General features: G+C 39.8%; 21 protein-coding genes. 8 read left to right on the top strand and 13 right to left on the bottom strand.

All coding sequences use genetic code 11. From position 1 onward, the window contains the following. Window positions 1-8: 8 nt before the first annotated feature. Window positions 9-983 carry a lytic transglycosylase domain-containing protein gene (locus tag Q4546_RS10380; RefSeq protein WP_303446237.1) on the top strand — a complete coding sequence of 325 codons (975 nt, stop codon included), beginning with the start codon at window positions 9-11 and terminating at the stop codon, window positions 981-983. A gap of 40 nt (window positions 984-1,023) precedes the next feature. Then, window positions 1,024-1,464, top strand: a complete 441-nt coding sequence (locus Q4546_RS10375) for a YcgN family cysteine cluster protein (RefSeq protein WP_102476623.1) — start codon at window positions 1,024-1,026, stop codon at window positions 1,462-1,464. A 7-nt stretch (window positions 1,465-1,471) separates the two neighbouring features. Here Q4546_RS10375 and dsbB read toward each other — a convergent pair whose 3' ends face one another. Next, window positions 1,472-1,981 (bottom strand): disulfide bond formation protein DsbB, encoded by a 510-nt coding sequence (dsbB, locus tag Q4546_RS10370; RefSeq protein WP_102437299.1) that lies wholly within the window; start codon window positions 1,979-1,981, stop codon window positions 1,472-1,474. Between the two features lie 110 nt (window positions 1,982-2,091). Next, entirely contained in the window at window positions 2,092-3,678 is a 1,587-nt protein-coding gene (gene nhaB / locus Q4546_RS10365) for a sodium/proton antiporter NhaB (protein WP_102437301.1), read from the bottom strand. 445 nt (window positions 3,679-4,123) lie between these two features. Between nhaB and fadR the strand changes: the two genes are divergently transcribed. Next, a complete protein-coding gene (gene fadR / locus Q4546_RS10360) occupies window positions 4,124-4,855 on the top strand; it encodes a fatty acid metabolism transcriptional regulator FadR (RefSeq protein WP_102437303.1) in 732 nt (243 codons plus the stop codon). Between the two features lie 80 nt (window positions 4,856-4,935). On the opposite strand, the gene Q4546_RS10355 is transcribed toward fadR, so the two are convergent. The 4 genes from Q4546_RS10355 to sodB all read right to left on the bottom strand — a co-directional run bounded on the left by Q4546_RS10355 (window position 4,936) and on the right by sodB (window position 10,745). Continuing rightward, on the bottom strand, window positions 4,936-6,558 hold the full coding sequence (locus Q4546_RS10355; RefSeq protein ID WP_303413089.1) for a SpoVR family protein: 1,623 nt from the start codon (window positions 6,556-6,558) through the stop codon (window positions 4,936-4,938). A 9-nt stretch (window positions 6,559-6,567) separates the two neighbouring features. Next, window positions 6,568-7,839, bottom strand: a complete 1,272-nt coding sequence (locus tag Q4546_RS10350) for a YeaH/YhbH family protein (RefSeq protein WP_102437306.1) — start codon at window positions 7,837-7,839, stop codon at window positions 6,568-6,570. Window positions 7,840-7,909: 70 nt separating this feature from the next. Further along, entirely contained in the window at window positions 7,910-9,844 is a 1,935-nt protein-coding gene (locus tag Q4546_RS10345) for a PrkA family serine protein kinase (RefSeq protein ID WP_102437308.1), read from the bottom strand. Window positions 9,845-10,160: 316 nt separating this feature from the next. Further along, window positions 10,161-10,745: a superoxide dismutase [Fe] gene (sodB, locus tag Q4546_RS10340; protein WP_102437310.1), complete on the bottom strand. Its 585-nt coding sequence runs from the start codon at window positions 10,743-10,745 to the stop codon at window positions 10,161-10,163. Between the two features lie 233 nt (window positions 10,746-10,978). On the opposite strand from sodB, the gene grxD reads away from it, so the two are divergent. Continuing rightward, the gene (gene grxD / locus Q4546_RS10335; protein WP_076537750.1) at window positions 10,979-11,320 is read left to right on the top strand and encodes a Grx4 family monothiol glutaredoxin; all 342 of its coding nucleotides are present in this window, start codon (window positions 10,979-10,981) and stop codon (window positions 11,318-11,320) included. A gap of 144 nt (window positions 11,321-11,464) precedes the next feature. On the opposite strand, the gene Q4546_RS10330 is transcribed toward grxD, so the two are convergent. Next, window positions 11,465-12,691 (bottom strand): uracil-xanthine permease family protein, encoded by a 1,227-nt coding sequence (locus tag Q4546_RS10330; RefSeq protein ID WP_102437312.1) that lies wholly within the window; start codon window positions 12,689-12,691, stop codon window positions 11,465-11,467. 186 nt (window positions 12,692-12,877) lie between these two features. On the opposite strand from Q4546_RS10330, the gene Q4546_RS10325 reads away from it, so the two are divergent. Next, window positions 12,878-14,008 (top strand): DUF2066 domain-containing protein, encoded by a 1,131-nt coding sequence (locus Q4546_RS10325; RefSeq protein ID WP_303446236.1) that lies wholly within the window; start codon window positions 12,878-12,880, stop codon window positions 14,006-14,008. A gap of 53 nt (window positions 14,009-14,061) precedes the next feature. Continuing rightward, complete coding sequence (gene hda, locus Q4546_RS10320) at window positions 14,062-14,772, top strand: DnaA inactivator Hda (protein WP_076537757.1); 711 nt, start codon at window positions 14,062-14,064, stop codon at window positions 14,770-14,772. A gap of 122 nt (window positions 14,773-14,894) precedes the next feature. On the opposite strand, the gene Q4546_RS10315 is transcribed toward hda, so the two are convergent. From Q4546_RS10315 to Q4546_RS10300, 4 genes are all read right to left on the bottom strand, one after another. Further along, window positions 14,895-16,844: a hypothetical protein gene (locus tag Q4546_RS10315; RefSeq protein ID WP_303413097.1), complete on the bottom strand. Its 1,950-nt coding sequence runs from the start codon at window positions 16,842-16,844 to the stop codon at window positions 14,895-14,897. Between the two features lie 247 nt (window positions 16,845-17,091). Then, entirely contained in the window at window positions 17,092-17,469 is a 378-nt protein-coding gene (locus Q4546_RS10310; protein ID WP_102437317.1) for a DUF2069 domain-containing protein, read from the bottom strand. Between the two features lie 8 nt (window positions 17,470-17,477). Then, the gene (arsC, locus tag Q4546_RS10305; protein WP_303446235.1) at window positions 17,478-17,834 is read right to left on the bottom strand and encodes an arsenate reductase (glutaredoxin); all 357 of its coding nucleotides are present in this window, start codon (window positions 17,832-17,834) and stop codon (window positions 17,478-17,480) included. 96 nt (window positions 17,835-17,930) lie between these two features. After that, window positions 17,931-19,340: a M48 family metalloprotease gene (locus tag Q4546_RS10300; RefSeq protein ID WP_102476650.1), complete on the bottom strand. Its 1,410-nt coding sequence runs from the start codon at window positions 19,338-19,340 to the stop codon at window positions 17,931-17,933. Between the two features lie 180 nt (window positions 19,341-19,520). On the opposite strand from Q4546_RS10300, the gene Q4546_RS10295 reads away from it, so the two are divergent. Both Q4546_RS10295 and Q4546_RS10290 read left to right on the top strand, forming a co-directional pair. Beyond that, the gene (locus Q4546_RS10295; RefSeq protein ID WP_102437321.1) at window positions 19,521-19,754 is read left to right on the top strand and encodes a sulfurtransferase TusA family protein; all 234 of its coding nucleotides are present in this window, start codon (window positions 19,521-19,523) and stop codon (window positions 19,752-19,754) included. A gap of 69 nt (window positions 19,755-19,823) precedes the next feature. Further along, a complete protein-coding gene (locus Q4546_RS10290; RefSeq protein WP_102437323.1) occupies window positions 19,824-20,930 on the top strand; it encodes an AI-2E family transporter in 1,107 nt (368 codons plus the stop codon). 235 nt (window positions 20,931-21,165) lie between these two features. Here the strand turns inward: Q4546_RS10290 and Q4546_RS10285 are convergent, their stop codons facing one another. Further along, window positions 21,166-21,372, bottom strand: a complete 207-nt coding sequence (locus Q4546_RS10285) for a DUF2897 family protein (protein ID WP_102437325.1) — start codon at window positions 21,370-21,372, stop codon at window positions 21,166-21,168. A gap of 39 nt (window positions 21,373-21,411) precedes the next feature. Beyond that, on the bottom strand, window positions 21,412-22,155 hold the full coding sequence (gene kdsB, locus Q4546_RS10280; RefSeq protein WP_102437327.1) for a 3-deoxy-manno-octulosonate cytidylyltransferase: 744 nt from the start codon (window positions 22,153-22,155) through the stop codon (window positions 21,412-21,414). Between the last annotated feature and the right edge of the window lie 112 nt (window positions 22,156-22,267).

Raw genomic sequence — 22,267 nt, 5'->3', positions numbered from 1 at the left:
GACAATTTATGATTTGGAAGATCATTTCATCTGTAATAGTTTATTTATTGGCTGTGAATTTGGTTTTTGCGCAGCAAGATATTAGTTTTGATGATTATTTAGACTCACTTAAAGATAAAGCTATCGCTGCGGGTATTTCCTCAAACACGATCGATGAACATTTCTCAAAAATCAAAGTGTTTAAAAGAGCCACAGTAAAGGGCTCTGAAACCAGTTTGAATCTAGAAAGTTACATACCTAAAAATGTACCTGAAATAACCGTCGTTACCGCAAGAGCCATGTTGAAAGAACAACAAGACGCTATCGTTGCTATTGGCGATCGTTATGGTGTTCAGCCACGTTTTTTAGTTGCGCTATGGGGATTAACCTCAGAGTTTGGTGAGCAACAAGGTAATTTTCCGATTTTATCTGTCACCGCATCCAATGCTTATTCTGGCAATCGTGAGCAATTTTACATTGATGAATTTATTGCTGCTTTACGCATCATTGAATCTAATGATGTTCAATACGAGCAATTAATCGGTTCATCAACTGGCGCTATGGGTCACCTACAATTAATGCCGTCACAGTACTTAGCTTTTTCGCAAGATGGTAATGGCGATGGCAATAAAGATATTTGGAATAATCAGTACGATGCCTTTGCAACTGCAGCATCAATGCTGCAGGCATCCGGTTGGCGTAATGATGAAACCTGGGGGCGTCAAGTTAGCTCAATTGAAGCATTAGCCGTGGAAGATACCGGTATAGACAATGCTAAAACGTTTAATGAATGGCAAGCGCTTGGTGTACGTCGCTATAACGGTAATGATTTGCCCAAGCGTGATGATATGCAAGTTGCTTTGTTAATGCCTGACGGTGAAAAAGGTCGCCAATATCTGGTGTATAATAATTTCAAACTGCTTCAAAAATGGTCTAACAGCGTACATTTTTTATTAACTGTGACTTACCTTTCTGAACGAATCAAAAATCCGCCAATCAATTAGTGGTACAATAGCGGCAATGTTATTCTATTACTATTGAACTATGTCTTTTTGGAATGAAAAAAAACTCGAAGAAATGAGTATCGTGCAGTGGGAATCACTGTGCGATGGTTGTGGAAAATGCTGCTTAAACAAATTAATCGATGATGAAACAGAAGAGTTGTATTACACCAATGCAGCTTGTCATTTGTTAGATGATGAATCTGGCGGTTGTCGACGTTATCCTGAACGCTTCAAATATGTTCCAGCTTGTACGGCCATTACTGCAGATAATGTAGCTGAATTAACATGGCTACCAGATTCTTGTGCTTATAAGCGTTTATACCAAGGCAAAACGCTTCCCAGCTGGCATCCTTTACTGACAGGTTCTAAAGAGGCCATGCATGAAGCTGGCATATCGGTGAAGGGTAAAACCATTAATGAAACCAAAGTACGTGAGCTAGAAGACTATATCGTACTTTGGCCATTAAAAGACGTTGAATAGTCATTTTTTATTTAGCTGGTTTTACTGCAGGAATGATTATTACTGCCAGTACGACTAAATAAACGATAAAAGTGACAACCATCCATTGCGCCATGCTTACTGATAAGAATGTCCAAGGCGAGTCACTGCACATGCCAGTAGGGGAAAACACTGCTGGGAGCCATTTATCCAGTGGCATCCATGTTGGAAATTCAGGGAAAAATGAGCAGGTGGAGAAAGGCGATGGGTCGACCTGTAGTTTATTAAGTTCAAGTGATAACTTTAATCCCCAGGCAGCACTGACTCCCCAAGCTCCGATAGCTATTATTCTGGTTAACCAGAATTTTGGTGCTATCAGCCCCACCATAGCGGCAATAATTAATCCTAAAACCGCCACTCTGACATAAATGCACATGACACATGGGGCTAAATTCATCACGTATTGGAAAAATAGCGCAGCAGCCTCTAGGCCAATTGCTGACATAAGTAATATTAACCAAGCGCTACGTGAACGAGTGAAACTCTGTAAACGATTCAAATCAAACTCCTTTCGATCTTATATTTATTATTAGTATGAAAACTCAACGGGATATAAAAAAGCACCCTCATTAGAGGGTGCTTAATTGATAATGTTCAAATTATTAAACATTAATGCCCGCTTGCAGCGCCAATAACGTCTTTCGCAGTATGATGAATAATGATGTGACTATCATAAAAATACTGGGTCATATCGGTTAAGAAGCCAGATTCAATAGTAACAACACCGACAATTGACAGTACAATCGTATAAGGCAGTGCCATCCAAACCATACGGCCATAGGACAGTCTTACTAATGGTGCTAAAGCAGAGGTCAGTAAGAATAAGAATGCAGCTTGACCGTTAGGGGTCGCAACAGAAGGCAGGTTAGTACCTGTGTTAATCGCCACAGCTAATAAATCAAATTGGTCACGGGTGATTTGGCCACTGATTAATGCTGCTTTTACTTCATTAATATAGACAGTACCCACAAACACGTTATCGCTCACCATCGACAATAAGCCATTAGCAATATAGAACACCACTAACTGGGCGTTACCTTCAAAGCTTAGTGCCCATTGAATAACAGGGGCGAATAAATGTTGATCAATAATCACACCAACCACGGCAAAAAATACCGCAAGTAAGGCTGTGAAAGGTAAGGCCTCTTCAAATGCTTTACCAATCGCATGTTCATCTGTCACGCCATTAAATGCCGTGGTTAAGATGATAACGGATAAACCAATCAAACCAACAGAGGCTAAATGGAAGGCTAAACCTACGACCAACCAAATACCTACAAGAGCCTGAACAACCAGTTTCATCTTATCGGCAGTGGTTCTGTTTGCATCTTCATAGGCAGCATAATCGCTTAAAATTTTATGAACCGCATCTGGCAGTTGTGCGCCATAGCCAAACCATTTAAATTTTTCAACAATGAAGCAAGTGGCTACACCCGCGATTAATACTGGCATGGTAACAGGTGACATACGAATAAAGAATTCACCAAATTGCCAATGAGCTTGGGCTGCAATGATTAAGTTTTGTGGTTCACCGACCATAGTACAAACACCGCCAAGAGCAGTACCTACACCAGAGTGCATTAGTAAGTTTCTTAAGAAACCACGAAAAGCCTCTAACTCTTCATCGCATAACTGTTCACGATCTTCTTTAGTGTGGTCATGATCTGAACTAAAGTCTTTACCTGATGCCACCTTGTGATAAATCGAGTAGAAACCAACGGCTACAGCGATGATAACCGCGATAACTGTTAGGGCATCTAAAAAGGCCGACAGAAAAGCAGAAGCGGTACAAAACATCAATGAAACAACAATTTTTGAACGTACTTTAGTGATCATTTTAGTGAATACAAAAAGTAGCAATTGCTTCATGAAGTAAATACCAGCAACCATGAAGATTAATAATAATAATACTTCTAGGTTAGCTTCTATTTCATGTAGAACTTGTGTGGGGGAGGTCATGCCTATAATTACAGCTTGTATGGCGAGTAAGCCGCCAGGCTGTAATGGATAGCATTTTAGTGCCATTGCAAGGGTAAAAATAAATTCTACTACCAGTACCCAACCTGCGATGAATGGGCTGACATAGAAAAATAATAATGGATTTATAACGAGGAACAACAATATTGCATATTTATACCATCTTGGTGAATTACCCAAGAAGTTATGAAAAAATGCATTACCAGCAGTTGACGGCATAATAGCCTCTCCAGTTGTGATTTTGTGATAGTGAAATTTACTGGAAGGAATTTCGTGACAAATAGAGCGACGTATTTACAGCTGACTTTGAATAAGACGAATTACATTGTTTCTAAACTATCTTGCTCAGTAAACAATTTTTCGTCATAGCCTTTTTTATCAGTCATTTAAACGCATTATATTTGTTAGTTTCAAAATTCGTTAGCTGTATCGCTAACTTACATCCTTTTGTTTGACGCGGTATTTTAGCGCAAACTTCATTGATTGTAATCCAAGAAAATCTATCATTCGACAAATAGCCAACGAATATAACTGCTACGTCACAAACTTATCTGCGATTGGTGAAAAAGTAACCGGTAACAAGGTTAGATCTAGGCTTTAACTGCTATGTATGGTGTGTATTTATATTTCCTCTGGTATGATCTGTCTATTGGTTAACCACGGGATGTTAAAGTTGACAATTATCAATGCAAAGGGTCCTGCAAGTTTTGCAGAAAAATGGATTGTACGTTCCATCTGGGAAAATAAGTTTCCACCGGGGTCGATATTACCCGCAGAGCGTGAACTATCAGAATTAATTGGCGTAACAAGAACAACATTAAGAGAAGTGTTACAACGATTAGCGCGTGATGGTTGGCTCAAAATTCAACATGGCAAACCAACCCAAGTGAATAATTTTTGGGAAACCTCTGGCTTAAATATTTTAGAAACTATTGCTGATTTAAACCCTGAGGGATTCCCGTTATTGGTTGATCAGCTGCTTTCAGCGCGAGCCAATGTGAGTATTATTTATTTTCGCGGCGCCATTAGAAATAACCCAGAAAAAGCTCAAGCGGTATTAGCAAAAATTCATCAGTTAGAAGACACTGCTGAAGCTTATGCTGATTATGATTATGAATTACATCATGCGTTAGCGTTTTCTTCAGGAAACCCGCTCTATGTTCTTATTCTTAATGGTTTCAAGGGATTGTATAGCAGAGTAGGTCGCTATTATTTCTCGAGTGAAGAGGCGCGAGCGATCTCACTAGATTTTTACAAAAAGCTTGAAGTTTTAGCCATTGAGCACAAATACAATGACGTTAATGGGTTGATGAAATCAAATGGCATTAACAGCGGCGTTATGTGGCAAAAGTTGCGTGATGATATGCCTGCAGAGATTGCTATCAGTAATAAATAATAGCTAATTAATACAGTAAAAAACCAACCGCGAGGTTGGTTTTTTTATGGCTTAAGTTTAATGGAACTCAATAGCAGTGATTACATGGTAGTCATCTTAGTTTCTGCTTTAGCTGGGGGGCATTGCGACAACTTAGTTACATTACCAGACTCTTCAAGTTGCTCAATGCTGACATCAAAGCCCCATAAACGGTGTAAATGCTTTAGCACTTCTTCGTGGCTGTGGCTCAGTGGAATACGTTTATTGGGGATGTAGCGTAATGTTAATGATCGATCACCATTAACTTTTACTTGTTGCACTTGGATATTTGGCTCTAGATTTGACAAGTTATATTGCTGTGATAATTTTTCTCTGATTAAGTGGTAACCACTATCATCATGAATAGCTGAAATAGATAAACGGTTACAACTATCATCATCTAACACACTAAAGAGCTTAAAATCTCGCATAACTTTTGGCGACAGGTATTGGCTTATAAAGCTTTCGTCTTTAAAGTTTTCCATTGCAAATGTAACCGTCGTTAACCAGTCGCTTCCGGCTATCTCAGGAAACCAACGTTTGTCTTCTTCAGTAGGGTGCTCACATATACGCCTGATATCAACAAACATGTTAAAGCCCAAAGCATAGGGGTTTATGCCACTATAATGTGGGCTATTGTAAGCTGGCTGAGCGACCACAGCAGTATGACTTTGTAGAAACTCCAACATAAATCTATCTGTCACAGTGCCTTGATCAAACATATGATTCAAAATGGTGTAATGCCAAAAGGTGGCCCAACCTTCGTTCATTACTTGGGTTTGTTTTTGCGGATAAAAATATTGCGCCATTTTCCGCACAATTCGAACGATTTCACGTTGCCAAGGTTCAAGTAATGGGGCGTTCTTTTCGATAAAATATAAGATATTTTCCTGTGGTTCTTCAGGAAATTTAATTTCATTTTCCGGTTTTATGTTATCAGGGTTAACTGGTACGGTTCGCCACAGGTCGTTAACCTGACTCTGTAAGTAACTCTCACGGTCTTTTTGGCGCATTTTTTCTTCTTTAAACGATATTTCAGCAGGGCGTTTATAACGGTCAACACCATAATTCATTAATGCGTGACAAGAGTCGAGGGTTAGCTCAACTTGCTCAACACCGTAAGTTAATTCGCATTCTCGGATGTAGTTTTTAGCAAACACCAAGTAATCAATAATCGAGCTAGCATCGGTCCATGTTTTAAATAAGTAATTATTTTTAAAGAAACTATTATGGCCAAAACAGGCGTGAGCCATCACAAGGGCTTGCATGGTAATGGTATTTTCTTCCATTAGATAAGCAATACACGGATCGGAATTAATCACAATTTCGTAGGCTAATCCCATTTGACCGCGACGGTAACCTTGCTCCGTTTCAATAAAACGTTTGCCAAATGACCAATGGGTGTAACCAATAGGCATACCGATACCTGCATAGGCATCCATCATTTGTTCTGCGGTGATCACTTCAATTTGATTGGGATAACTTTCTAATTTGTAAAAAGCCGCTACTTTTTCAATTTCTGCCATGTAGGTTTCGAGTAGGTCAAAGGTCCAATCAGGGCCATCATCTAAAGGCTGTTTACCATGGGCTTTAGGCTGTGATTTTTCGGCAATATTGGCTGATTGTGCCGTGTTTTGTAGCTCTTCAATGCCAGCACTTTTGTCGTCAGTAGTCGGTTTTGTCATTGTGACTCCTTAGCTAGGCTGCTTTTTGAATAATTCACGGAACACTGGATAAATATCGTCTACTTCTTTGATGTGTTGTACGGCGATATTGCCAAATTGTGCTTGTAAGGTTTCATATTCACGCCAAAGCGTTTGATGCGCTCTACGGGTTATTTCGATGTAACTAAAATAGCGAGATACCGGTAATATTTTCTCAGCAAGGAGTTGCCTACAAGCTGGTGAGTCATCAGCCCAATTATCGCCATCAGAGGCTTGTGCGGCATAAATATTCCACTCATCAGCAGGGTAACGTTTTTGCTGAATTTCATGCATTAAATTTAAGGCACTAGAAACAATGGTACCGCCTGTTTCTTGTGAGTAGAAAAATTCATGTTCGTCTACTTCTTTTGCTTGGGTGTGATGCCGGATGTAGACCACTTCAAGATTTTTATAGGTCTGGGTTAAAAATAAATACAGTAAAATATAAAATCGTTTTGCCATATCTTTGGTGGCTTGATCCATTGAACCTGAAACATCCATTAGGCAAAACATGACTGCTTGGCTAGATGGTTTTTCACGTTTGGAAAAATTATTAAAACGTAAATCGAAACTGTCTATAAAAGGCACGCTATCGATACGCTTTTTAAGATCTTCAATTTGCTGTTTTAAATCCATGATCAACTCAGCTTGGGTGCCGGGGGTATTTTCAAGCTCGTGAAGCTGCTTAATAAGCTCGGCGAGTAATTTCTTTTTACCTGCAGTCATGGCAATGCGTCTAGCCAATGAAGATCGCAGTGAGCGGACAATATTGATATTGGCTGGTACGCCGACATTAGTGTAACCAGCGCGGTATGTTTCAAACTCAACCATTTGCTTGGCGTTAGTTTGCTGTAAATCCGGTAACGCCAAATCTTCAAATAACAGCTCTAAATATTCATCATTTGAGATTTCAAACAAGAATTCATCTTTACCTTCGCCGCTATTAGAGGCTTCACCTTCGCCACTACCTTGTCCGGCTGCGCCGCCTTTGGGGCGCTCAATTTGATCACCTTTATTAAACTGATCGTTACCTGGGTGGACACGCTCTCTCACACCGCCTTGTCCTTGATGAAATGTCGGTTCGCTGATGTCACGTGTTGGGATACTGATTTTCTCGCCTTTATCGATATCTGTAACACTTCTTCTGGTTACGGCTTCACTGACTGATTTTTTGATTTGCTTTTTGTAGCGTTCAATAAAACGTTGCCTGTTGACGGTACTTTTACCTTTTGCATTGAGGCGTCTATCAATAAAATTTGCCATACACAACTCCTAATGGACTTTGCCCTTAACGGTTTTTAGCGCATAAAGGTAAGGGCAAAGTTAGCAATACTTATGACGATTTACGTACCCTCAAGTACCACTCTGAAAGTAATCTGACTTGTTTTTGGGTATAGCCTTTTTCCATCATGCGATTGATAAAGTCATCGTGTTTACGTTGATCATCTGCTGAGGTTTTCGCGTTAAAAGAAATAACCGGTAATAAATCTTCGGTATTGGAGAACATTTTTTTCTCAATCACCACTCTGAGCTTTTCGTAACTGGTCCACAGTGGATTATTACCGTCATTATTGGCTCTAGCACGTAATACAAAGTTGACGATCTCATTACGAAAATCCTTAGGGTTACTGATACCAGCTGGTTTTTCGATTTTTTCTAATTCAGCATTTAGCGCTGAGCGGTCAAATAATTGGCCAGTTTCTGGATCTCTAAACTCCTGATCTTGAATCCAAAAGTCTGCATAAGTGACGTATCTATCAAAGATGTTCTGACCATATTCTGAATAAGACTCTAAGTATGCGGTTTGGATTTCTTTACCGATAAATTCAACATACTTAGGAATGAGATAACCTTTTAAAAACTCGAGGTACTTTTCACTTAACTCTGCAGGGAATTGTTCCTGTTCGATTTGCTTTTCAAGTACATAAAATAGATGTACTGGGTTTGCAGCAATTTCAGTATCGTCAAAGTTAAACACTCTAGATAATATCTTGAATGCAAAACGAGTTGATAACCCCTGCATTCCTTCATCGACACCGGCATAATCACGATACTCTTGGTACGACTTGGCTTTAGGGTCAGTATCTTTTAACGTTTCACCATTGTAGACGCGCATTTTTGAGTAAATAGAGGAGTTCTCAGGTACTTTTAAGCGTGACAGAATACTGAACTGAGCTAAAGTTTCTAGGGTGCCAGGGGCACAAGGCGCTTTGGATAGTTCTGAGTTTGACAGTAATTTTTGATAAATTTCCATCTCTTCAGAGACCCGTAAACAGTAGGGCACTTTTACGATGTAAACTCGGTCTAAAAATGCCTCATTGTTTTTATTATTTCTAAAAGTGGTCCACTCAGACTCATTGGAGTGAGCTAAAATCATACCGTTATATGGCAAGGCAGATAAGCCCTCTGTACCGTTGTAATTACCTTCTTGTGTGGCTGTAAGCAGTGGATGCAACACCTTAATTGGAGCCTTAAACATTTCCACAAACTCCATCACCCCTTGGTTCGCACGGCATAATGCGCCCGAGTAGGCATAAGCGTCAGCGTCATCTTGTGAAAAATGCTCTAACTGACGAATATCAACTTTACCCACCAATGCTGAAATATCTTGGTTATTCTCATCACCGGGTTCGGTTTTAGCGATAGCGGTTTGATCTAAGATCGAAGGGTAAACCTTAACTACTTTAAATTTAGTAATGTCCCCACCAAATTCATGTAAACGTTTTACTGCCCATGGTGACATGATGGTTTTAATATAACGTGGTGGAATCGCATACTCGTTAGTTAGCAGCTCAGCATCTTCATCGGGATCAAATAAGCATAAAGGGTGATCGTTAACGGGGCTGCGAACGCCATTGGCACTTAAGATGTAAATAGGCACCTTTTGCATTAAGGCTTTGAGTTTTTCTGCTAATGATGATTTACCACCACCTACTGGTCCTAACAGATAGAGGATTTGTTTTGATTCCTCTAGACCTTGGGCAGAATGTTTAAGGTAAGAGACAATTTGTTCAATGGACTCTTCCATGCCATAAAAATCAGTAAAGCTTGGATAGTAAGAAATTAATCTATTTGAAAAAATTCTACTGAGTTTAGGATCTTTTGAAGTATCGATGGTTTTAGATTCACCGATGGCCATTAACATCCGTTCGGCCGCCGACACATAAGCACTTCTGTCTTCCTTACAGATTTCAAGAAACTGCTGCAGTGAGTATTCTTCGTCTAGTTTTTGCTCATAACGTTGTTGGTAATGTTCGAATATGCCCATAAGAAACCCCTTTAAACTAAGGTGAAAGTACTTGAGTGACAGCGCATTTATGGTGTTAAGCCGATTTTAATTTAAACAAAATAGTAGTGCTTTTTAATGGCCGTTAGATAAAGTCTAGGTCAGGGATTTGAGATTAGCGAATAGGGAATTGTAAAAAATTCTAATAAAAACAAAGATAAAACGTTGCAAATGCAACTGTTGCAAATGTAGTTGGTCGGTTTGAGCAGTAACGATAAAACAGAAACACTAAACATGAACCAATAAAAAAGGAGCTAATTAGCTCCTTTTATTCATCTCATTGTAAACTTGTTAGCATTTAGCCAGCGAAGTTTGCGTTAACGAATTCCCAGTTAACTAATTCCCAGAAAGCAGCTAGGTAGTTAGGGCGAACGTTACGGTAATCGATGTAATAAGCGTGTTCCCAAACATCAACAGTCATCAATGGTGTTACTGACTCGTCAGTTAAAGGAGTCGCAGCATTGCTTGTGTTAACAATAGCCACAGAACCGTCAGCATTTTTAACTAACCAAGTCCAAGCACTACCAAAGTTGTTTACTGCAGAATCAGTAAATTTCGCTTTGAATTCTTCAAATGAGCCGAAAGCTGCATTAATTGCTTCAGCGATAGCACCCGTTGGAGCACCGCCAGCATTAGGCGCTAGACAGTTCCAGTAAAAAGTGTGGTTCCAAATCTGAGCTGCATTGTTGAATACGCCACCAGTTGAAGTTTTTACAACTTCTTCTAAGGTTTTGTTTTCAAATTCAGTACCTGCAACAAGACCATTAAGCTTAACAACATAAGTGTTGTGATGCTTACCGTAATGGAATTCGATAGTTTCTTCAGAAATATGTGGTACAAGTGCGTTCTTAGCATATGGTAATGCTGGTAATTCGAAAGCCATTAGTATCTCTCCATGGACTTAGGTTATCGTTTTATATACCTTTTGGTATGACATGCTCACCCTGACATTGTACTTAAAATTTTTGTGATGTGAATCATTGTTTGATGAAATATGTCGATACAGTCAATCGAAAAAATCATTTTCTAACAAAACCCTACAAACTGTGGGATTTTGTTATGATGAAAGCTGGCGTACAATAGCCTTAGATTATTAAGTAGCACTTAGGAATAAAAATGGAAACAGTAGACAAAATTAAGCAGCAAATTAGTGAAAACCCTATCATTGTTTATATGAAAGGCTCTCCAAAATTACCAAGCTGTGGTTTTTCATCTCAAGTCGCGCAAGTGATGATCAACTGTGGTGAGCAGTTTGCTTTCGTAGACATTTTACAGCATCCAGATATCCGTGCTGAATTACCAAAATTCGCTAATTGGCCGACATTCCCACAGTTGTGGATTGAAGGTGAGCTTATCGGTGGTTGCGATATCATCACTGAGATGTACCAAAAAGGTGAGTTACAGCCAATGATCACCGCAACAGCTGATAAGTTCCGCACTGAAGAAGACGCTGAATAAGTCATTTTTTGTTGCGCCTGTAAGCGTTAGCTTCGAATTTTTCAAAGCTTAAACGCAAAATAGATGAACTTTTAAAGTAAAAACCCTTAATTTGCTTAAATTAAGGGTTTTTTGTTGCCTACAATAGTAATATGGAATTAAAACTTAATCGGCTTGAGGCTCTTTTGGCATAGGTAAGACTAAATTCATTACAATCGCCACTAAGCCACATAGGCTAATGCCTGTCAGGCTAAACTCACCAATACCAAAAGCCATTCCCCCAATACCGAACACTAAAGTCACCCCAACAATGCTGAGATTACGTGGCTCATTTAAATCTACCTGATTTCTAATTAAGGTATTTAAGCCAACTGCGGCGATGGAGCCAAATAATAAACACATAATGCCGCCCATAACGGGTAACGGAATTGTTTGCATCAATGCGCCTAATTTACCAATAAACGCTAACGTGATCGCCGTGATAGCAGTCCAAGTCATTATTCGCGGGTCAAAGTTTTTTGTCAGTGTTACTGCGCCAGTGACTTCACTGTAGGTAGTGTTTGGTGGTCCGCCTAGTGCTGAGGCCGCAATGGTGGCCACGCCATCACCCGTTAACGTACGGTGTAGCCCAGGCTTTTTAAAGTAATCCTTACCTGTCACATTTGAAATCGCTAATAAGTCGCCAATATGCTCAACGGCTGGCGCTATGGCTACGGGGATCATAAACAGTATCGCTTGCCAGTGAAATTCAGGGGCAACAAATTTGGGAACAGAAAGCCAACTTGCCTGCGCAACTGGACTAAAATCAACAATACCGAACGCCAAGCTAAAGCCGTAACCCACCAAAATACCGGCAAGGATCGGCATTAGCTTAAGCACACCTTTGGCAAAAACGGCAATTAACACAGTGGTCGCTAATGACATTAGCGCGATAAATAGTGCAATTTCTTGTTCTACAATAACGCTACTACCGTCACCTGTTTTACCCAGCGCCATGTTAACGGCCATAGGCGCAAGGCCCAAACCGATAATGATAATGACAGGCCCAACAACAACCGGAGGTAAAAGCTTATGAATAAAGCCACTCCCTTTGACCTTGACCATCAAACCTAACAGCACATAAACGAAACCTGCCACCATGAGTCCACCCATTGTGGCGGGAATGCCCCATGTTTGTACCCCATACATAATTGGCGCTATAAACGCGAATGATGAGGCTAAAAAAATAGGCACTTGGCGCTTAGTGATGATTTGAAATAACAATGTGCCAAATCCGGCAGTGAATAGGGCGACACTTGTATCAAGCCCACTTAACAATGGCATTAATACTAAGGCACCAAATGCAACAAACAGCATTTGTGCGCCCTGTAAGGGTATGAACAAGCGTTTCATATAAATCCTATGTTTATTATAAATGAGAGTTTCGAATTTAAGATAAGTGAAATTGCTAATAATGTCTGTATTTTAGATCATCTTTAACAGCCTTTTGCTGCAAATTACAGCACTGTAATGTAATTTTAGAAGTAAAATTAATATGCTACACTTCGAACACTTTTCTTAGATTGCGTTTACTTTGCCATGTTAAAACTTTTAATTCAGTTCATTGTTATTGGTTGTGTGTTTGCCCTAAACAGCTTTGCTGTTATTGCTGCTGAAATCGCTTTACTCGATGAAGCTGATGTTGTGGTAACTTCTCGAGCCACAAATGAACGACAAGTTGCCTTAAAACAAGCGCTATCCACTGTATTTATAAAGAATTCGGGCTTAACTTCAGTGCTTGAACACCCATTGATTAAAAGTCATATTAACAAGCCTGAATCCTTACTGACTCAATACGGCTACAGCCAAGTGGATGATGAGTTAGTGTTAAAGGCAAACTTTGATCATAAACGTATTATTTCGGCCCTTCGTGAAGCAGAATTACCAGTGTGGGGCCGCCAACGCCCATCAACTTTGTTATGGATGTCTATCGAAAATGCTGGCGATAGAGCTATTTTAGCGGATGCAGCTGAATCTGATATTAGAACGCAAATCGATTTAGATGCCAATAATAAAGGCATTCCAATCCTGTTACCTGTGATGGATTTAGACGATGTGATGCAAGTTAATGTCTCTGATGTACGAGGCATGTTTGCCGATGTGGTTGCCAATGCATCAAAACGCTACCAAGCGGACTATTTTGCCATGGCCGATATTGATCAAGTGGGCGGTTTTGTGCGCTTTAATGTAGCTTTATTTGATAAAGGCAATGCTAGCGGTGTTATGCAGCCTTTAATTAACCACCAAGCAGAAGTCGCGGATTACGAGCAAGCAACAGATGAAATCTTATCAAGGTTAGCGGGATATTTTGTTAGCCAATATGCCTTCGCTGACTCAGGAAACAGCGCCCAAACTAAGTTAACCTTAGTAGGGGTTCAAACTATGGCGCAATTAGTTGACATTGAAGCTTACTTAACCCAATTAAGTGCGATTAAGTCAGTGAGATTAAGCCAGTTTAAAGCTGATACCGTTACTTACAACTTATCGTTATTTGGTGATGCCAGCGATTTAGAAAAATTACTGAGTATTAATAAAAGACTGACGCAAATTGATACTGTTAACACAGTGGTTCCACCCAATTTAAACGCTGGGCAAGAAAACAGTATCAATAATGTTGATCCTAATCTAGATTCTGAAACAACAGTGTCATTAATCTATCAATGGCATTAGATTGAGTGTGTTATACTAACTGTCGCTTGTATTAATTATTAGAGAATTTTTGAGTGACCCAAAACTCACCAAAACAATTATCGTTACCAGTTTATTTACCTGATGATGAAACATTTCAGAGTTATTACCCTGCAGTAGGTAACGATGAGTTAATCCAAAAGCTACAGGCTGCCGCTGAAGGCAGCCTTGCTTCTAGTTTGTATTTATATGGTCCGGTAAAGTCTGGCCGTACTCACTTAATGCACGCAGCTTGTGCGCACGCGAACGATTTAGAGCGCCGTACTTTATATATCCCACTTGGCATTCATGCCAGTATTTCTCCTGAGCTATTTGAAGGTATTGAGTCGTTACAACTAATTTGTATCGATGATATTGATGCCATTGCAGGACACCCAATATGGGAAGAGGCGCTGTTCCATTTATACAATCGTATTGAAGAGCAGCAAGATTGTCGCTTGATTGTAAGTGGCACCTCATCACCAACTGAAGCTGGTTTTGCATTACCTGATTTAATTTCACGGATGCAGTGGGGCTTGATATATCAATTACAACCCATGGCAGACGAAGAAAAGTTAGTGGCATTACAGCGGCGTGCAGCGATGCGTGGTTTGCAGCTTTCTGATGAGGTGGGGCGCTTTCTGTTAACTCGCATGGCTCGAGACTTACGTACCTTATTCGATGTGCTTGATAAGCTAGATAAAGCTTCTATGGTACATCAACGTAAATTGACGATTCCTTTCATTAAAGAAATGCTGCGATTGTAAGTGACAATTTTTTATAATTGAGTTTTACGCTTTTATGAAAGCTTACAATCTAAAATAAAAAACCACCGATTAAGGTGGTTTTTTATTGGTAGTCACAAAAAATTGGTTAATTTCTGATTTGGTTAACGCGAGGGTATAGGCATATCTCTGTGCTCACGACCCACTTGTATTGCAGGCCTATTATCTGATGTCACAGCGTTAGCGTCTGAACTGATGTTTGACATTGTGCTGGCTCTAGACATGTTTCTTGACAGGCTGGGTGATATATCGACATTATCAAACCAATCTTGGCCGGCAATCATGTTTATTGGCGCAGGTAAGCCATTTAATAACGATTCACCATCTACTTCAGGCATCATTTGATTAATAACAAATGCAGCTCGGGTTGAGAGTTCGTCTGCGCCAATGCGGCCTCGCTGCCCCCAATCTACGATTAAGTTATCGGTATCTGTGACTGCCACATCCCTTTGAATTTGATAACGATGACTCATAAAGGCTTCTTCAAACAACATTGCGGCGTCTTCACGAGTCGACGAGTAGTTATAAAAATCATTAGCATAATCGGTCAAAAAGAAGCTAGTGACATCACTAGGTACATAGGCTTTTTGAGTTGCGTCAGCGGTTTCACCTAAAAAGCTGACGGCGGCTAAACCATACATTTCAGCGCTGGTTAATGGCTCAATATTCTGCAATTGATCAGATACCAGTGAATTGCTATTTGCTCTACGATAGAAGTCATCAATTAAAGTCGGGCCTTGTAACTGGCTATGGGTCGAACGCGGGAAAAAGTCATTAGCGTGAGCTAATTCGTGATACATCAAACTGGCTAAGCGCGGTGTAAGATCTGCAATAGTGCGCGATTGACGGATTGCCCGATCATAACTAATAGATACATAGTCATTATTTTTCACATAACGCCACGGCATAATAAATTTTAAATCGTTACCAAAGTCACTACGATAATCAGGTGCTTCATTGATGGTGTCTCTTTCCGTCGGGCTTAACCATAAATACTCAGGGTCGAGGTAAATAGCGCCCGTAGCCACCCAGTAAAATGATGGTCTAATATCATAGCTAATGACAACTGCGCTTACTGATTGTAATAACTTGATAAAATCACTGTTAGGATCCGATTGAGTTAAAAATTGCTCAAAGTTTCGGCCCATCCAGTCATGGGAAACAACCACTCTATCCATGACATCTGCAATGGTTTCTGAGTCTAGTTGTTGGCCAATTAACGGTAAGTCATTTAGCTGGCAAGTTTGGTTTAATTGATTAGAGTAAACACACCGCTGCGCGTTAATTGCATAAGGTGATGCACTGTTATAGGCATAGGTTTTAGCGATGGGGCTATCAAAGTAGGGCGAGGTGATGGCGTTTTGTTTCGTCACTAATACAAAGACTTCATCGGTTAAGGTTTCACCGGCAAAGTCTGCGGTCACTTTAAGGCCAACAAAGGTATCTTCTGCAATATTATCTGGTGCGGTAAATAGTGGCCTTTCTGCATTGGTTAAATCAAGGCTAATTTGTTGGTCTGAAAAATAACACCATTGTATGTTAGATGGCACTTGGTTGTTGATCTGACCAAGGCGCAGGCTGACATCATTACCTGCAACAACTTGATGATCGCTATAGACATTTAACTGTTGCGACATTTGCGCAGCACTGATGGAAATTTTGTCGCTGTAAGAAATTTGGCCACTGGTTGCCTCGACAGTGAAGCTATAGTCTGCAGCTTCAGGAATATAAAATGCCAGCACTGGGCTGTTTTCTGAGCTGATATCTAATGCAGGTCCTGCAGTTTGTTGCCAGTTAAACTGGTAGTCGTTGCTGTTTTGGTTACTGACCCCAACAGTAATACTGGCGGATTGATTGACGTAATATTGCTGTTCAACATTAAAATTCAATTCTGTGCCATTATTAACGGTTGTTAAACCGGAGCTGGTTTCGCAGACATTGATGGGCAATGTGGTTTCAGGGTCTCCTGGCGAAGATGAGTCAGAGCTACCGCCACAGGCTGACAGAAAAGTCACTGAGGCGAGTATAGCTGTAATAGCCATGTTATTTTTCATACACAATCTCCGTTGCTTTTGCATTCTAATCTAAAAATGTTATCAAAAATCAATATAGCATGGAGTCTTGCTTGCAAAAAGAACGGTGAAACTATTTGGTAACCTTTTCTTTACTTGTTACTTACTTATCTTTTTATCTACTTGTCACTTACTAGGTGCTTGGTTATGGCGAAGTGATTTGCTGTTTTTAAATAAAAAAGCGCCCAAAGGCGCTTAAGTAATTTAGTTTATAAGTAGCAAGCTTATATTATTGGTCTTTGGACTTTTTCTTTAAACCTAAGCCTAGTTCTCTACCACGTAGGCGGGCATAAAAAGGAAAAGCGACTAACAGTGCGCTAATAAGTACAGATTCAATAAGCGCAAAATATAATGCATCTTCTGTGACATACAGCAGGGTTAGTCCATGTAAAAGGTATAAGCATAAAATGAAACTTGCCCAGGCATAAGTGTATGGCTTACCCGTTAATATCCCTTTAATGGGCAGTAACAAAGGGGCTATCCATAACAAATTAAAGGCTAATGAATATTCACCTGTCATGCCTTGCTGGATAAACCAGCCAGTAAGCAACATTAATAATGAGACATAGCCCACACGGCATAGTTGAAATAAGGTATGTGTTGTCATGGTTATTCTCACAAAATGGCTAACACATTTTCAGGTGGTCGACCTACTGCAGCTTTGCCGTTTGCAATAGCAATAGCAATAGGGCGCTCAATTAATTTAGGGGTGTTAATCATGGCGTTGATTAATTGCTCATCGGTTAAATTAACATCCGCAAGGTTTTGTTCTTTGTATTCGGTTTCTTTAGTGCGCATTAGCTCTCTTGGACTGATTGCTAACATGGCTAAAATAGCGCTAATTTCGTCGCTAGAAGGAACGTTTTTTAAATATTCAACAATGTTTATTTGAACATTTTGTGCTTCTAGTAACGCAAGGGTTTGGCGGCTTTTTGAACAGCGAGGGTTATGATAAAGGGTAACAGTTGTCATTAGATTGCTTCTTTTTTATATTTTTGGGCATATTAACAAAAAATCTAAGCAATGGTTAGCTATCTGATAACTTAACTCACCATTGCTTAGCGGTAATTATTTGAGAGCGTCAAGCTCACGTTTAGCTTGTCTAAATTGGCGGATCCTCGCCTCAATTCTGGCAACTTGTAACGATTGGCCTTCTGAGTGGCGATAGGCATAGTTAAGTTGATCAATCGCGCCATCATAATTGGCCGCTAAGGCCATGACTTCAGCATTAGTATAATATTCAAGTGCCTTATTACCCATTTTGCGATAGGCCTGAGTTAAAATTTGATAAGGCAATATATTTTGCTTATCTAGAAATATAAGATCTTCTAATAGCGGAATGGCTTTTTCGGGTTGTTCAGCTTCCACATACACGTTGGCAAGGTTAGCTGAAATTACTTGCGACATAGGTTTAAGCTTATTGTGATGCAATAACATCTCAATGGCGCCGTCAAAATCTTTCTTTTGAACTAACAAATCAGTTTTAGTATCAATATAAAACAGATTGTTTGGCTTATTTGCTAACAAGTCATCGATAATATCTTCTGCTTCAGTAAAGCGTTTCGCTCTAAATAGAGCCAATGCTTTCCCATAAAGTGCAGCACTTTTAAAGCTATAGCTTTCTTTTTTTAGTTGCTGCTCAAACATAGATAATGCCGCTTGTTCACTGTAACTTGAAAAGCGCACTTGAATACGCGCTTTAGCAAGTTGGTAGTTTAACTGATCAGGGATATATCGATGAGGAAACTGGGTTGCGCGGTTACGGGCATCGGTAATACGTGACTCGGGTAATGGGTGAGTCAGTAGCATTTGCGGTGGCGTAGTAGTAAAGCGATAGCGTATAGCAAGCTTAGAGAAAAAATCGGCGGCGCCATTGGGGTCAAATCCCGCAGCTGCGAGCGTTTGCATGCCAATTCTATCAGCTTCTCTTTCATGTAAACGTGTGTAGTTAATGCGTGATTGTGTAGATAACGCTTGGGTTGTAGCTAACGCTGCCATACCTGCTTGTGGCGCAGCAATGGTTAATAAAATCGCCCCTAACATCCCCACAATAGTAGCAGTAGAACTTTTTTCTTGTGCTTCTAACGAACGGGCTAAGTGACGTTGCGTTACGTGAGTAATTTCATGGGCAAGTACAGAGGCTAATTCGCTTTCTGTGTCGGCATTAAGAAATAAGCCTGTATGTACGCCTACATGGCCCCCGAAAAAAGCAAAGGCGTTAATTTCATCATTTTTTAATAAGAAAAAGTAAAAGGGTGTTTTTACTCCAGTGGCGTGGGCAACCAGTTTATTGCCAAGTTCTGACATATATTGATTCAGCACAGGATCACTAACAATAGGTGCTGATGAACGAATGACCCGCATATAGGCATCGCCATATACCATTTCTTTTTCTAAACTAAAGGTATTGACTGCGGCAGTACCAAGATCGGGAAGATTGTTACTGGCAAAGCTTTTTGCCACACCAGCGGTTAGCATTAAGGCAACTGCAGTTGTTACAACACTTTTTGAGAATTGGGTAAACGATAATTTGCGCAAATGTAACCTTTATTATAATTATTTAAATAGGGTGGTAAGCAATTTAAGCTAAAGCGAATTACTTGTACTTTACTATCCTTGCTAGGATAATGGCTAGAGAATTTTTTAAGCAAATTTATAATGAAATTAATTGATTTAACTGCATATCAATGCCCGTATCCTTTGGTACAAATCAAGTTGGCATTGAAGAAGCTCAAGCTCGGTGAATCGCTATCTTTCAGTATCTCTGACTCTGGTTCACGTCGAGATGTTCCGCAGTTTTTAAAAAAAATGGGTTATCAGCTCAAAATAACTGATGAAAGCCCTAACTCTCTGTCTTTTATGGTTACGAAAGGTAACAATTTAACTGAATAATTAGGCTGACTTAAGATTAGTTAACTCTTAATATGACTCAGTCTTCTGTGACACTGTTTAAGGAACAAAATGCTTTCATTTTTAGGTGATTGGTATAAAGCGCGCTTTAGTGATCCACATGCAATTACATTATTATTTATTTTATTGGGGATCGGGCTATTAATTTATTTTGCTGGTGGCTTACTTGCGCCATTGTTTGTAGCACTCATTTTAGCTTTTTTACTTGAATGGCCTGTGGCGCAAATAGCGAAATTTGGTATTAATCGCACAGTCGGCGCCTCACTGATCTTAGTGTTATTTGTCGGCCTTATGGTATTAGTCGCATTTGGGCTTATCCCTAGCTTATGGCGTCAAGGAGTTGCCTTAGCTACGGACTTACCGATAATGATCGATACCGGGATGCAGTCACTTAAGGCATTAACGGTTGATTACCCACAATATGTCAGCATTGAACAAATTGATGCCATGGTAATAGAGCTTAAAAAGTTAGTTGATACCCAGCATTTATTTGATATAGGCAAACAACTTTTAGGTTACTCTGCCTCGCTACTGGTATTGATGGTATACGTGATTCTAGTGCCGTTATTGGTGTTTTTCTTCTTAAAAGATAAAGATCAGTTACTGAAAAGCAGTAAACGTTTTTTTCCTAATAATCGTGATTTAGCTCGTAAAGTTTGGTTTGAAATGGACCAACAAATTTTCAATTACATTCGCGGAAAAGTGATTGAGATTGTCATCATTGGTACTGTGAGCTACGTATTTTTTGCCATTATGGGACTGCGTTACTCAGCATTGTTAGGGGTGCTAACGGGTTTATCCGTATTGATCCCCTATGTTGGCGCGACCCTGGTGACATTACCCATAGCGTTAGTGGCCTTTGTGCAGTGGGGCGTAAGCCCTGAATTTGGTTATGTGATGATTGGCTACGGGATAATCCAAGCCCTTGATGGTAATGTGTTGGTGCCAATATTATTTTCTGATGCAGTGGATTTACACCCAGTGATGATTATTGCCGCGGTGTTGGTTTTTGGCGGCTTATGGGGCGTGTGGGGGGTATTCTTTGCAATTCCATTAGCGTCACTAGTAAAAGCGGTGATTAATGCTTGGCCTAACAGTAGTAATCAAAACAACAGTTTAGCTTTAGATAAAGAGACTTCGTCTGTTTCAAAATCCTAAATAGACACTCAAAACCTGTTAAAACTGAGCCAAGCTACTGCTCTAATTCAACTGGCATAGTTTGTATAAATTTAGAGAAAACTACAAAAAGCGAATGACTACTGCATATAAACAGTGTCATTCGCTTTTTTATTTTTTTCGATCAAGTCAGGCTAATTTACCAGGGCTGAAGCCTATGAGTCATACCTGATGCATCATAAGGTATTTAAGCCGGTAGTTACTTGAATTACTTGAGTTACTTGTCGTTATCACCCTTATCCGTTGGCGCTTGGTCGGTATTAAGATCTTTTACTGATTCGTCCTCTGCAGCTTTATCAGTTTTAGTTTTTGGCTCACCAAACTGCGGCATTTTAAACTTAGCGCTATATTTTAATACCGCTAAATTACTGGCAATAATACCGACGACTAAAATGATAATAAGCCAAACTTCTAAATCGTTCATGATAATCCTTAACTGGTGTTTTGACCATTAAGTTGCTGATTAATCAACAGCTAAGCGTTGTTCACATTTACGGATATCTTCAGGGGTATCAACTTCTGGTGAGTTGAAAGCGCTGATGGCGATTTTTATCTTATGGCCATATTCAAGGGCTCGTAACTGTTCAAGTTTTTCAAGGTTCTCTAAGCGACCGAGGGGCAATTTAGCAAACGCTTTAACAAATTTACTGGTGTAAGCATAAATGCCGATATGCTTGTATACCGCGTAATCCTCACTGTCATTATCACGGCAAAAAGGAATACGAGAACGTGAAAAGTACAGGGCATTAAACTCGTTATCAAAAACCACTTTTACTTGCATAGGGTCATCAATATCTTTGTCTTTATCAATTTTATAACCTAATGTCGCCATTTCGAATTCGCCTGGGTGGCGTTCAAATAAGCTGATCATTTGTTCAATTGAAATAGGGTCAATTAACGGTTGATCCCCTTGTACATTAATCACTAAATCACTGTCGTCCAATCCAAGTATATCAATGGCCTCATTGATGCGATCAGTACCAGAAGCCGCATCAGAGCTGGTCATGACTACTTGACCACCAAAAGACTCAACCGTGTCTTTTATGCGAACATCATCAGTAGCAACGTAGATATTATCTAACCCTTTAGCGAGTGCCGCACGTTCACACACATGCTGTATCATTGGTTTGCCGTTAATGTGTGCCAGTGGTTTACCTGGAAAACGACTTGAGCCATATCTTGCTGGGATTAAAAGAGTAACTTTCATCAATATCCTACTTATCTGAAACGCTAAACAAAGGGGCTACTGAGCCCGAATGTAACTTATGCTTTATTATATACAACCAATTAGCTTAGTCAGCATTTGGTTGTTACCTATT

Source organism: Shewanella sp. 4_MG-2023 (assembly GCF_030548015.1).
In the GTDB taxonomy this organism is placed as follows: domain Bacteria; phylum Pseudomonadota; class Gammaproteobacteria; order Enterobacterales; family Shewanellaceae; genus Shewanella.
Note: the sequence above shows the minus strand (reverse complement) of the source record. Positions and strands in the feature narration are given on the sequence as shown.

Coding starts and splice junctions, on each gene's coding strand:
- fadR (WP_102437303.1), top strand. CDS start 4,124: ATGTTAAAGTTGACAATTATCAATGCAAAGGGTCCTGCAAGTTTTGCA.
- Q4546_RS10290 (WP_102437323.1), top strand. CDS start 19,824: ATGCTTTCATTTTTAGGTGATTGGTATAAAGCGCGCTTTAGTGATCCA.
- Q4546_RS10330 (WP_102437312.1), bottom strand. CDS start 12,691: ATGAAACGCTTGTTCATACCCTTACAGGGCGCACAAATGCTGTTTGTT.
- Q4546_RS10380 (WP_303446237.1), top strand. CDS start 9: ATGATTTGGAAGATCATTTCATCTGTAATAGTTTATTTATTGGCTGTG.
- grxD (WP_076537750.1), top strand. CDS start 10,979: ATGGAAACAGTAGACAAAATTAAGCAGCAAATTAGTGAAAACCCTATC.
- Q4546_RS10285 (WP_102437325.1), bottom strand. CDS start 21,372: ATGAACGATTTAGAAGTTTGGCTTATTATCATTTTAGTCGTCGGTATT.
- Q4546_RS10345 (WP_102437308.1), bottom strand. CDS start 9,844: ATGGGCATATTCGAACATTACCAACAACGTTATGAGCAAAAACTAGAC.
- Q4546_RS10315 (WP_303413097.1), bottom strand. CDS start 16,844: ATGAAAAATAACATGGCTATTACAGCTATACTCGCCTCAGTGACTTTT.
- arsC (WP_303446235.1), bottom strand. CDS start 17,834: ATGACAACTGTTACCCTTTATCATAACCCTCGCTGTTCAAAAAGCCGC.
- Q4546_RS10325 (WP_303446236.1), top strand. CDS start 12,878: ATGTTAAAACTTTTAATTCAGTTCATTGTTATTGGTTGTGTGTTTGCC.
- Q4546_RS10375 (WP_102476623.1), top strand. CDS start 1,024: ATGTCTTTTTGGAATGAAAAAAAACTCGAAGAAATGAGTATCGTGCAG.
- Q4546_RS10295 (WP_102437321.1), top strand. CDS start 19,521: ATGAAATTAATTGATTTAACTGCATATCAATGCCCGTATCCTTTGGTA.
- kdsB (WP_102437327.1), bottom strand. CDS start 22,155: ATGAAAGTTACTCTTTTAATCCCAGCAAGATATGGCTCAAGTCGTTTT.
- nhaB (WP_102437301.1), bottom strand. CDS start 3,678: ATGCCGTCAACTGCTGGTAATGCATTTTTTCATAACTTCTTGGGTAAT.
- Q4546_RS10350 (WP_102437306.1), bottom strand. CDS start 7,839: ATGGCAAATTTTATTGATAGACGCCTCAATGCAAAAGGTAAAAGTACC.
- Q4546_RS10355 (WP_303413089.1), bottom strand. CDS start 6,558: ATGACAAAACCGACTACTGACGACAAAAGTGCTGGCATTGAAGAGCTA.
- Q4546_RS10310 (WP_102437317.1), bottom strand. CDS start 17,469: ATGACAACACATACCTTATTTCAACTATGCCGTGTGGGCTATGTCTCA.
- sodB (WP_102437310.1), bottom strand. CDS start 10,745: ATGGCTTTCGAATTACCAGCATTACCATATGCTAAGAACGCACTTGTA.
- Q4546_RS10300 (WP_102476650.1), bottom strand. CDS start 19,340: ATGCTAACCGCTGGTGTGGCAAAAAGCTTTGCCAGTAACAATCTTCCC.